This window comes from Thermococcus sp. (genome assembly GCF_027008145.1).
Lineage (GTDB): Archaea > Methanobacteriota_B > Thermococci > Thermococcales > Thermococcaceae > Thermococcus.
Genome location: NZ_JALTCZ010000029.1, coordinates 1 through 10,852, shown reverse-complemented (window position 1 = coordinate 10,852; position 10,852 = coordinate 1). Strand labels below are relative to the sequence as shown.

The following is a 10,852-nucleotide window of genomic DNA, read 5'->3' as shown; positions in this document are numbered from 1 at the left end:
AGAGGGGGTTCTCACAGAGGTATACGGACCGTATGCAACAGGGAAAACGACGCTGGCAGTTCAGACGGGCCTCCTCAGCGGGGGTAAGGTAGCTTACGTGGACACCGAAGGTGGCTTCTCACCGGAGCGGCTCAGCCAGATGGCCAGCTCAAGGGGCCTGAACCCCGAGGAGACCCTAGCTAAGTTCGTCCTCTTTACCCCTGCCGACTGGAGGGAGCAGAGGAAGATTATAGGCTCCCTCAAGAAGCTCGTGGACGAGACCTTCTCCCTCATCGTGGTGGACTCGATAACGGCCCACTACCGGGCGGAGGAGAACAGGAGCGGGTTGATAGCCGATTTGAGCAGACAGCTCCAGATACTCCTATGGCTGGCCAGAAAGAACTCAATTCCTGTTATAGTTATAAACCAAGTGCACTTCGACACCAGGCTTGAGAGGACGAGGCCGGTCGCCGAGCACACCCTTGGGTACCGGTGCAAGGACATACTCAGGCTCGACAAGCTCCCCAAGCCCGGCCTCAGGCTGGCCCTCCTTGAGAGACACCGCTTTAGACCGGAGGGTGTTATGGCCTACTTCAGAATAACCGAGAGGGGAATCGAGGACGTTGAATAGAAATAGGGGGTAATAACCCGCCCAAGTTCATCGGCCCCGCCTTCGGCGGCACTCCCCGGGCATTGAAAGTTTGACGCTCGGCAATAAAAGGGTTTCTACCAGACTCTAACCCGCAGAAGCCGGTGTGCTAAGAGCCGGAATCGCAGTCCAGCATTCACATCTAATACGAAAAATAGGAGTGAATGTTAAAAACTTCACTCCTTCTTGAGCTTCTCACAGTTCCTGACCCACTCCTCAAGGACTTCCTTCAGCTTGGGCTGGCCGATCTCCTCAAGCTCATACTTGACGCGAACAGCGGGCTTGTTGAGGTTCATGAACCTGCGGAGGTCAACTGGAGTGCCTATAACAACCACATCGGCGTCGGCGTTGTTGATTGTCTCCTCAAGCTCCTTGATCTGCTTCTCACCATAGCCCATCGCCGGAAGGATGACGTCGAGGTGGCTGTATTTCTTGTATGTGTCTACAATCGAGCCGACCGCGTAGGGCCTCGGATCAATGATTTCCTTGGCTCCGTACTTCTTGGCTGCGATGTAGCCTGCACCGTACTTCATACCGCCGTGGGTAAGCGTTGGCCCATCCTCAACGACGAGAACGCGCTTGCCCTTGATAAGTTCTGGCCTGTCGACGTAGAGTGGTGAGGCACCATCGATGACGATGGCGTTCGGGTTGATCTTTTCAATGTCTTCGCGAACCTTCTGGATGTCGTCGCGGTTGGCGGTGTCGATCTTGTTGATGATTATGATGTCAGCGCTCCTGAAGTTGGTCTCACCTGGGTGGTACTTGACCTCGTGGCCAGGCCTGTGCGGGTCGGTAACCACTATCCAGAGGTCTGGCACGTAGAACGGGAAGTCGTTGTTCCCGCCGTCCCAGAGGATGATGTCAGCCTCCTTCTCAGCCTCGCGGAGAATCTTCTCGTAGTCAACGCCCGCGTAGACAACCATGCCCCTCTCGATGTAGGGCTCATACTCCTCCCTCTCCTCAATGGTGCACTCGTATCTGTCGAGATCCTCGTAGGTGGCGAAGCGCTGAAGGATCTGCTTCTTCAGGTCACCGTAGGGCATCGGGTGTCTTATCGCGACTACCTTGTAGCCCATCTCCTGGAGCAGTTTGGCGACCTTTCTTGATGTCTGACTCTTCCCACAGCCGGTTCTGACGGCGGTAACTGCCACGACCGGCTTGCTGGACTTGAGCATCGTGCTCTTCGGACCGAGGAGCCAGAAGTCAGCTCCAGCGGAGTGGGCTCTGCTCGCAAGGTGCATGACGTGTTCGTGGGAGACGTCCGAGTATGCAAAAACGACGATATCTATATCGTGCTCCTTGATGATTTTTTCCATGTCGTCCTCGCTCCATATGGGGATTCCGTTCGGGTAGAGCTCGCCGGCCAGCTCGGGTGGATAGATTCTTCCCTCTATGTCCGGGATCTGGGTCGCGGTGAAAGCTACCACCTCGTATTCGGGGTTGTCCCTGAAGAAGACGTTGAAGTTGTGGAAGTCCCTGCCAGCGGCCCCGAGAATCAGAACCCTCTTCCTCCTCTTTTCCGGCATATTCCTCACCTCAAAGGCATTTGATTCGGCACTGATGTATCCCCTTTGGCTTTTATAACGGTTTTCGTTGAGCGGTGAAAGGGCCCGGTGCAATTCATTCGATTAAAGGAGAGCCCTCCTGAAGGACTTTCAAAACCCCATTATTTGTTATGCCGAAACCCCTAAATCTCCCACCACAATCTACCAGCATGGAGGAGGCCAGAACCCCTACCGCTCTCCATGTGGCCAAAGGGGTCGTCATTGAGGTTCTCGGAGAAAATACCAAGTGGACAGCCTCAACTTATGTTACAGGCAACAGAGGCATTTTAACCGTCAAGTTCGACCAGGAGCCCACCTCTGAGAGGATAGCAGAGACAGAGTACCTCGCCAACGAGAAAATCAGAGAAAACGTTCCGATCAAAGTTTAAAGCTCAAAGTTGTCGCCATCGGGGCTGGTTTTTCTACCCTTTAGCTCCACAACGCCGAAGGCTCTCCATTCGGGTTGTTTTCTATGCCCTTTGGCTTGGTCTCTTCCATGATGCCGAGCCTCCATTAGCCCTTCCTTACCCACAAGGCTCCGGCCATGCCGAAGTAGGTCGGACAGGCGTATGCAGAGGCCTTTAACTCGAATTGGGCAACCCCCATAGCCCCAAGCATCATCAGCATCTGCCAGTAGCTGTCAACTAAGGCTTTGCTCACGAGCTCCTCCGGAATTTTCGGGAGCTCCTCAAGGCGGTTCTCGTTGATAAGCTTCATAATCAAGCGGTCATACTCCTCGCTCTCTTTCACCTTGCCGTAGGGGCCGTTTTCGCTATGCCCGTGCCCGTGGTCCGCGCTGATTATCAGGGCAACCCTCTTCCCGCTCTCCTCAAGAATTTTCCCAAGGATTTCACCAGCCCTCACAAGGGTTTTCCTATCAAGTCCCCTCGACGGCGTCATAAGGACGAGGCGCTTCTTCTCAAGGAACTGGAGTGGTATCAGCTCCCCCCAGCTAAGGGGCCAGCGCGAGTACTGACCGCGGAGCGAGGCGAAGTTCAGGTCAACGACAGGAATCCCTGCCCCCTTCTCACCCCTGTAAATTTTCTCAGCAAGCTCCCCCTCGGTTTTCCACTCTCCCGGAAGTTCTTTCCCCTCAAAGCCGAGCCACGAAACGAGGTTTTCAGCGAGAACAACGCCGAGGTGGTCGCTCATCCTTACGTTGTGCGGGCTTATCAGGACGTAGGAATCGACATCGGCGAAGGCCTTCCCAATATCTCTTAGGACATCAGCTAACTTTTTCGTTTCCCCATCTTCCGGTTCCAAAACCGGGTTTCCATGGGGCATCAAACCGATTCCAACGAGCATTTTTGATCCCCAAGTTATGAATAAAAGAAAGGTACTAAAAAGCTAACCTCAGCCCCACTGAAGGTAGACCTCGTAGTAGTTGCCCCTAGATGAGTAGGGGGCGAAGTAAAGTCTGCCTCCGTGCCAGCTGTTGATCAGAACTTTTATCACTGGTTTACTCCCGCTGGTTTTTCTGTATGAATCGACTGTGCCACTGAAGCAAACTGTAGCTACCTCTCCAAAGCAGACTGAGACTGAAGTCGACAAATATACACCACCATCGTTTGAACTTCTGTCAAAATAAACCTTGAATTCATTGCCGGCACTTCTCCAGTGGATTCTCTTATCTAGGTTCCAGGGAATTGTGCCGGGGTCCCTGCCAGTCTGGATTTTTGAGAAGTACTCTATACCCTCCGGATGCAGGATGTAGATGTTTCTGCATATCAAATACCCGCAAACCGTTGTCAGCTCAACGTTGTATCTGACGTGTCCGTAGACTGTTTTCATCTCACCGTTTGAAGTGGGAACCGGTGCCAGATACTCAAAGGGCGTTGTCACGGCGCCTGTACACTCCCATCCCGTTGGCGATGGCTCTCCCCCGAACTGAGATACTGACTGGGAGAAGGAATCGAGTGCCAGCGAGGCCTCGTGATCTATATCTATCTCCTCCGTAGCCCCCAGAACACTGTGAAGTCTGAGGATTTTCACATCCATGTACATCGTGCCGATGGAATTGATGGTAACTTGGAACCCCTTCCCGAGGTTTTTGATGGACTCTCCCACACCGTCCCGGTAGAGAGGCATCCTAACGTTTACGCGGGTTAGCGGCTTATCCGGGGTGAACTCTATGAACTTTGCCCCCCAATACTCCCTTGCCGATACTATCACCAGCAGCTGAACAGGTTTGTACTTTGTAACCGTAATCTGGCTTACCCTTCCGTCCCTGATGACCGCTTTGAGTTTCGTTCCTACTGGTATCCTCTCTATCTTTACCATCGGACTCATGAACGGTCCCTTATAGAGAACCTCTGGATCGCCCGAAGTATAGTCAACCACCACGAGCATTGCCTTTTCGACGTTATGTGGGAGGATTGAGTTCACCTGTGCCAGCCCCACGGGCTTTCCCTGGAGCCAGTCAAGGTACGTGGAGTAAAGGACTCCAGCGTTGTCGGGCTGAACCCCATAAACTGCTGGAACTGCGACCAGTAGAACAATTACTGTAATTACTGCCATCACCGCAAGCTTCTTTTTACTTCTCAATGGAGCCACCTCCACTCCTTCTCAGGGGAGCCATCGAGTGGCTCAAGTAAGTCATTGTTTTTCGTTCTATATAAGTATTCCGAGATCAGGTGTACTCAGTAATTCATCGTTACATTTTTTGTTAAATAACCTGCTAAAATGACATACAGTTTTCAAGCCCTTCAAGGGGGCATTCCTTTATTTCTCTGCCTTCCATATGGGAGAGGGTCTTCAGCCCGGAGCCGGTTAGGATTGAAACGACCTTCGAACCTTCAGGAACAACGCCGCTCTCGGCGAGCCTCTTAAGGGCACTTATCCCGGTGGCACTCGCGGGCTGGACGAAGAGCCCCTCCCCGGCGAGCTCCCTCTGGGCTTCGATTATCTCAGAGTCCGAAACGGTGACACACTCCCAGCCGAAGTCGCGGAGAAGTTTTAGGACTGCATTCCCGCTCGGCGGGTAGGGGTTGGCTATGGCCTTTGCTATCGTATCCGGCCTTTCAAAGTGCTCTATCCTCTCTTTTCCATCATGGAATGCTCTGCATATCGGCGAGCAACCTTCAGCCTGCACAGCCACGAGAGTTGGCAGTTCTTCAATCAGCCCACTCCTCATCAGCTCGGTGAAGCCCTTCGCTATTCCCCTGAAGAGACCACCCGAGCTGGTCGGGATCAGAACGTAGTCCGGGCTAATCTCCTCCGCTATCTCGAAGGCTATTCCCTTGTAGCCATCGACGCGGAAGGGGTTGTCTGAGTTGATGAAGTAGACCCCAAGCTCTTCTCCAAGTCTCAAGCTCTCGAAGTAAAGCTTTCCATAATCTCCCCTGACCCTTATCACGTCCCCTCCGTAAACCGAGACAGCCCTAACCTTCTCGTCGTTCGCGCTCTCAGAGACGAGGATTTTTGCATTTAAGCCGAAGCGGGAGGCGTATGCTGAAACACTCGCCGCCATATTCCCTGTCGAGACGGTTCCAACGGCTTTATAACCGGCCTTAACGGCATAGCTCATCGCCAAGAATGTGCCCCTATCCTTGAAGCTCCACGTTGGGTTCACCGTCTCGTTCTTGAGGTAGAGCTTAACCCCGAGTTCCTCTCCGATTTTGGATTTGATGAGCGGTGTATCCCCCTCCCCGAGCGAGAATTCGAGGGAAGGTTCAACAGGCCAGAAGTCCCAAAAGCGCTCCCAGACGGTCTTTCCTATGTATGGTTCACCCTTAAAGGACTCGAACTCAACCGGCTCACCGCAGGAGCAACGCTGAACTGGTTTATCATACTCCCTTCCGCAGAGGGGGCATCTAAGCCTCAATCCTGACCCTCCTCACGGCTTTGAGCAAAACAACGTTTCCCTCGCGAGTTATCGTAAACCTCGCGTAGTCATCCTTACCGGCGAGCTTCTTTAAGACTTCGGCGAAAGTCTTAGCCGAATCCTCGCTTGAGAACTTGACCTTCCAGAGGAGGACGTAATCTGTTCCGTTAATTGATAAAATCAGCCTGTCGCCGAGCCACCCGCTTGAGACCTTCCAAGCAGTTTCGTTGTTCAGCTTTGCACTGTCGCGCAGGAGGACGTAGACGTAGAAAGCCCCCATCCTGTCTTTTCTCATGACAGTCCAGTTGGCCGGGACGCTCAGAGAAACGTTTACGGGAGTTACGTTTTCAAGGTAAAGTTCGGGGTGCATTATCTGAGCCGTCGAGACAGGGTACCGCTTGTAGGCACTGTTCACGAGCTTCCAGCCACCCTTCTCGTAGAGATACCTCACAAAGCGGTCTCCATAGACGTAGGGAAACCTCCCGAGGTCGTCCAGAGGGTCACCGCTGAGCGACCGTATCTTGTATATTGGTATTCCGTTAATCTTGCAGTAGATATCCGCCACAAGGTCGGCATCCCCTTCAACGAGCGCCCTAACCGCGAGCGTTCCATCAAAGGTGTTGGCACCGTACTTGGCGTTAAACCACTGCTTCTGAAGGACGTGGACGAGCTCGTGTGCTAAAGCCCTCCTCGCGACATCCGGATTCGCCTCAAAGTTCTCCCCTATGATGTAGACGGTGTCTCCAACCGTCATCGCTATCCACCCCGCTTCTTCCTGCCTTTTGGCTCTGGCAAAGGAGTAGTTACCGGGTATCAGGAGGGTCATCTTGTAGGTCAGCTCATCAATCCTGTCTTCCGTCGGCGGACTTGAGAACATCCTAATGGCCTCGGCACGGGTTATGATAACTATTTTTGGCATCTCCTTAAAGTAGAGACCCCGTATCTCCTCGTCGGCCTTGATTATCTCCTTGACCTGCTCAAGAACCCATGCCCTCGGGTATGCAATCGCAACGGCCGAGTAGAGCGAGGCCAGCAGAATGCCCACCAGCACGAGCGCCGTAGCACTTTCCCTCATGGTATGAGATAGGAAAAGGACGTTAAAAAGGAACTGGTTCAATCGTTGAACTCGACGAACTCCTCCTTCATACCTTCCCTGGTTATGACGACAACCTGAACCTTCTTGCTCCCGGTGTAGACATCGCGCTTTCCGGCGGTTCTGACTGCCTTCACAGCGAGCTCCTTTGCATCCTCTACGCTCATGTTCTTTTTAAAGCCCTCCTCAAGAACGGCTATCGCGAAGGGACTGCCGGAGCCCGTCGCTGTATAGTCGTCAAAGATAAGGCCGCCGAGCGGATCTAGATTTGCCAAGGTTGGCTCCTCCACGTAGCCACCTATAATTATCTGCACGAGATATGGGAACCACTTGTTCTCGTTGAGTATGTTGCTGAGGAGATGAGCCATGGCCTTGGCAGTCATTGGCCTGCTCCACGTGAACTGGTAGTACCTGGCCTCGGCCTCAAGCGTTCTCGCAAGGGCCTGGATATCGCCAACGCTTCCCGCGGTCGTTATCGCTATCCTGTCGGTTATCGGGAGGATCTTTCTTATGTTGAGGGTCTCCACCATGTGGTCAAGTGAAGCCTGTGTATCTGCTACAAGGACAACACCGTCCTTTGCCTTCACTCCAACAGTCGTTGTCCCGGTCTTCTTCTCCATTCTTCTCACCCCTGATAGAAACGGTCAAAGGGTTTTAAACCTTTGCTGACCCTGGGAGAACGACCCTCTGCCCTTCAACTTCCCTGATGAGAACCTCCACGCCGTAGGCCTCGCTGAGAACCTCTCCCGTAAGCTCGGTGCTCTTTCCCTCCCAGAACTTGGTTCCGTCCTTCAGGATAACTATTCTATCGGCGTAGTTGATGGCCAAGTTGAGGTCATGGAGAACCGCTATAACAACCTTCTCCCACTTGAGTTCGCGGAGGAGCTCCATTATCATGACCGAGTGGTTGACGTCCAAATGGCTCGTCGGCTCGTCAAGGAGCACAGCCCTGCTTCCCTGGGCTAAAGCCCTCGCTATAAGGACAAGCTGAAACTCACCACCGGAGAGGTCGGTTATCCTGTCCTTTCTCCTCTCCCAGAGGCCGACCCTTTTCAAGGCCTCTTCAACACTCCCCCTCGTTATGTAAGCTCCCATCTCGACGAACTCCTCCAGGGTGAAGGCGAACTGTGGAAATGAGCTCTGGGGGACGTAGGTAATGTATTTGGCCCGCTCTGATGGCTTCAGCAAGAGGAGGTCAACCCCGTTCACCCTCGCCTCTCCCTTGGCTTTGAGTATGCCCGCGAGGCACTTCAGCAGGCTCGTCTTCCCTGCCCCGTTCGGTCCGATTATGGCCAAGAGCTCTCCCTCCTGGGCCCTCAGTTCAACGTCCTTCAGAACTTCCCTCCGCCCGTAGGAGAGGCTTATTCTCGCTTTGAGCATCATGCCACGAGCTCACCCCTCTTGTGCTTCATCAGAAGGTAGAGAAAGAATGGAGCACCCATAAGGGCGGTGATTATTCCCACAGGGAGGACGGTCGGCCTGGCCACAGTTCTGGAGAGCAGGTCAGCGAAGACGAGGAGAGTCCCGCCGAAGAGGGCACTCGCCGGGGTCAGATCGCGGTGGTTGGGACCGAGGAGAAGGCGGACTATATGGGGGCTCATCAGACCGACAAAGCCTATTATCCCGGATGTGTAAACCGCAAAGGCCGTCAGGACTGCAACCGTGAAGAGGAAGACCTTGCGGTAGAGGTGGACATCGAGGCCGAGGGCTATGCTCTCCTCACCGAAGAGGATAAGGTTGAGCTCACGCCACTTCATAGAGAGAAAGCCCGCTCCCAGGGCCGAGACGGCGAGCATTAGGAGCACCTCCCCCCAGGTCGCCCCACCGAAGCTCCCGAGGAGCCACATCATCGTTATCTGAGTGCTCTCAGGGTGCGTTGCGTAGACGTACCAAGTGCCCGCGTTGGCGAGGAAGCCGTAGGCTATACCCGCCAAGAGGAGCGTATCTACCGGGATTCCCTCGTCGACTTTCGAGACCGTGTAGACTATCAGAACCGAAAGGAGGGAGAAAACAAGCGCGAAGGGCCCCATGTAGATTGGACTTATGAGGGTCGCCAGGGCCGCTCCAAGGGCGGCGCCGGAGCTTATGCCGATTATGTAGGGATCAGCCAGGGGGTTCCTGAAGAGAGCCTGGGAAGCCGTTCCGGCTGAGGCAAGGGAGACTCCAACGAGATAAGCCAGAAGAACCTCCGGAAGGCGGAGTTCCCAGACTATTATGAAGTAGCGTGGCTCTCCCCCAACCTTCCAGCCAGTGAAGCGCGCCAGGGTGAGCTTAACACCGTAAGCTATTCCCGCAGTGACGTCGGAAAAACCCACCTTTACTGGCCCGATGTAAACACCGAGGAGTATGGAAAGCAGGGATAGCAGTGCCAGTGGGGGGAGCCACTTCCTCATGTGCTGGAGTTTTTGTCCACCCTTTAAATGCTTTAGCCTACTCGAGCGGTGAGCGACCGTACTTGAGAAAGACCCTAAGGTGAGGTGCCTCCCTCTTGATTATGTTGAGCAGCGCCGAGAGTTCGGCCTCAAAGGCCTTCTTCTCTATCTTAACCCCCTCGTGAGCCCTCTGGAGTGGCCTGAAGTAGCCGTTGCTCTCATGCCATAGAATTTCACTCAAGAGCTCGTCGTTTATTTCCCTGTTGCTCTGGAGGAGGTAGATAACACCTCCCTTCATCGTGCGGATGTAAGCCATCGGGACACCGTTCTCGATGTAATGTTCGACCAGAGGGAAGGTCTCCCTCAAAAACCTCGGCATCCTGTGGCTTATTGCCTTCCCACCCTGAGTTATGAGGTAGTAACCCACAATCTCCTCACCAAAGCGCTTTCTCAGGTAGGCATCAAGATAGGGGACATCAACGATGTCAATTCCTAGTTTTCCAGTCAGCTTCCGGTTGTAGAAGCTCTTGGCAACGTAAACGAGGTTCAGCCTCAGGAGCCTTTCAAGGGAGTACAAGTATTCAAGGTAGCTCAAGACCACGTGGACGGCATTGCGTGCATCATCCAAAGATAACTCCCTCTCCTCACCGTACTCATTCAGGAGCTCCTGGAGGATCTCCTCAGCTGTCTTTTCACCCTTCAGGTATTGATCCAGTGCCTTTCCGGGCAGCCTAGCACCTCTAGGTGTCGTTCCCGCGAAGTCCCGAACCTTGTAGCCCTCCATGGCGGAGTAGAACTCCTCGAAATCAGCCAGTCTCTCATCGGCGAGGATCACACCACCATGAACCTTTCCCCTCTCCCTCAGCCCGTTCTCAAGCTCCTCGTAATGCTCATCCAAGAAGCCAACGAACGTTTTTATAAGCTCCCTAAGCTTTTCCTTTCCCAGGGCGTTTTCAATTGTTGTTAGCCCCCTCACACTCTCCGGATAAACGGGTGGCCTTGTGAGGGAGCCCGTTAGAGTCCCGTCCATCATCACGTAGTCGACGCCACCGAGCTTGCCCACTAGGTAGCCGAGCTTGTTTTCAAGGGTCTCCATCTGGAGCCTTATGATCTGGTCGGAGATGCCCTGGTTGTAGAGCATGGCGTTGGTATAGACAAGCCTGTAAGCCGGCCCGTTGCCGAAGGCATAGCTTGAGACGGCATAGAATATCGTCCCGCTCAGCCTCTGCTTTCCCTGACTGCCGTCCACAGCGTAAACCCGGGTTTTTCTCCTCTCCCGGGGTAGGGGGCGCCACTCTATCTCAGTCAGCCTCTCCTCAGCCTCACGGTAGCCCCTCTCCAACAGAACCTTTATCCTATCCACGCTTTTCCTGTCGATTAGGCGGTACATCA

The 10,852-nt window shown here is 53.9% G+C and carries 11 protein-coding genes; 2 read left to right on the top strand and 9 right to left on the bottom strand.

Features of this window, described 5'->3' with window-relative positions; genetic code table 11:
- Positions 1-610 (top strand): DNA repair and recombination protein RadB (gene radB, locus MVD07_RS01415; protein WP_297497630.1); only part of this gene is annotated, 610 nt, incomplete at its 5' end.
- A gap of 194 nt (positions 611-804) precedes the next feature.
- Here radB and MVD07_RS01410 read toward each other — a convergent pair.
- Positions 805-2,154 (bottom strand): cyclic 2,3-diphosphoglycerate synthase, encoded by a 1,350-nt coding sequence (locus MVD07_RS01410; protein WP_297497627.1) that lies wholly within the window; start codon positions 2,152-2,154, stop codon positions 805-807.
- A gap of 188 nt (positions 2,155-2,342) precedes the next feature.
- Between MVD07_RS01410 and MVD07_RS01405 the strand changes: the two genes are divergently transcribed.
- Positions 2,343-2,561, top strand: coding sequence for a hypothetical protein (locus tag MVD07_RS01405; RefSeq protein ID WP_366078429.1), 219 nt, complete (start codon positions 2,343-2,345; stop codon positions 2,559-2,561).
- Positions 2,562-2,685: 124 nt separating this feature from the next.
- On the opposite strand, the gene MVD07_RS01400 is transcribed toward MVD07_RS01405, so the two are convergent.
- The 8 genes from MVD07_RS01400 to nurA all read right to left on the bottom strand — a co-directional run.
- Entirely contained in the window at positions 2,686-3,477 is a 792-nt protein-coding gene (locus tag MVD07_RS01400; protein WP_297497624.1) for an extradiol dioxygenase, read from the bottom strand.
- A 48-nt stretch (positions 3,478-3,525) separates the two neighbouring features.
- The gene (locus MVD07_RS01395; RefSeq protein ID WP_297497621.1) at positions 3,526-4,716 is read right to left on the bottom strand and encodes a hypothetical protein; all 1,191 of its coding nucleotides are present in this window, start codon (positions 4,714-4,716) and stop codon (positions 3,526-3,528) included.
- Positions 4,717-4,849: 133 nt separating this feature from the next.
- Positions 4,850-5,995, bottom strand: a complete 1,146-nt coding sequence (gene thrC / locus MVD07_RS01390) for a threonine synthase (protein WP_297497619.1) — start codon at positions 5,993-5,995, stop codon at positions 4,850-4,852.
- Positions 5,985-7,070 carry a DUF4157 domain-containing protein gene (locus MVD07_RS01385; RefSeq protein ID WP_297497616.1) on the bottom strand — a complete coding sequence of 362 codons (1,086 nt, stop codon included), beginning with the start codon at positions 7,068-7,070 and terminating at the stop codon, positions 5,985-5,987. The genes thrC and MVD07_RS01385 overlap by 11 nt, the downstream gene beginning before the upstream one ends.
- A gap of 38 nt (positions 7,071-7,108) precedes the next feature.
- Entirely contained in the window at positions 7,109-7,708 is a 600-nt protein-coding gene (gene psmB, locus MVD07_RS01380; RefSeq protein ID WP_297497633.1) for an archaeal proteasome endopeptidase complex subunit beta, read from the bottom strand.
- Positions 7,709-7,742: 34 nt separating this feature from the next.
- The gene (locus MVD07_RS01375; protein WP_297497612.1) at positions 7,743-8,471 is read right to left on the bottom strand and encodes an ABC transporter ATP-binding protein; all 729 of its coding nucleotides are present in this window, start codon (positions 8,469-8,471) and stop codon (positions 7,743-7,745) included.
- On the bottom strand, positions 8,468-9,481 hold the full coding sequence (locus MVD07_RS01370; RefSeq protein WP_297497609.1) for an iron ABC transporter permease: 1,014 nt from the start codon (positions 9,479-9,481) through the stop codon (positions 8,468-8,470). The genes MVD07_RS01375 and MVD07_RS01370 overlap by 4 nt, the downstream gene beginning before the upstream one ends.
- 37 nt (positions 9,482-9,518) lie before the next feature.
- The coding region (gene nurA, locus MVD07_RS01365; protein WP_297497607.1) for a DNA double-strand break repair nuclease NurA at positions 9,519-10,852 on the bottom strand (1,334 nt) is incomplete at its 5' end.

What these genes read in the sequence shown, in the direction of transcription:
- MVD07_RS01410 (WP_297497627.1), bottom strand. Translation starts at nt 2,154, where the DNA reads ATGCCGGAAAAGAGGAGGAAGAGGGTTCTGATTCTCGGGGCCGCTGGC.
- MVD07_RS01405 (WP_366078429.1), top strand. Translation starts at nt 2,343, where the DNA reads ATGGAGGAGGCCAGAACCCCTACCGCTCTCCATGTGGCCAAAGGGGTC.
- MVD07_RS01400 (WP_297497624.1), bottom strand. Translation starts at nt 3,477, where the DNA reads ATGCTCGTTGGAATCGGTTTGATGCCCCATGGAAACCCGGTTTTGGAA.
- MVD07_RS01385 (WP_297497616.1), bottom strand. Translation starts at nt 7,070, where the DNA reads ATGAGGGAAAGTGCTACGGCGCTCGTGCTGGTGGGCATTCTGCTGGCC.
- psmB (WP_297497633.1), bottom strand. Translation starts at nt 7,708, where the DNA reads ATGGAGAAGAAGACCGGGACAACGACTGTTGGAGTGAAGGCAAAGGAC.
- MVD07_RS01375 (WP_297497612.1), bottom strand. Translation starts at nt 8,471, where the DNA reads ATGATGCTCAAAGCGAGAATAAGCCTCTCCTACGGGCGGAGGGAAGTT.
- MVD07_RS01370 (WP_297497609.1), bottom strand. Translation starts at nt 9,481, where the DNA reads ATGAGGAAGTGGCTCCCCCCACTGGCACTGCTATCCCTGCTTTCCATA.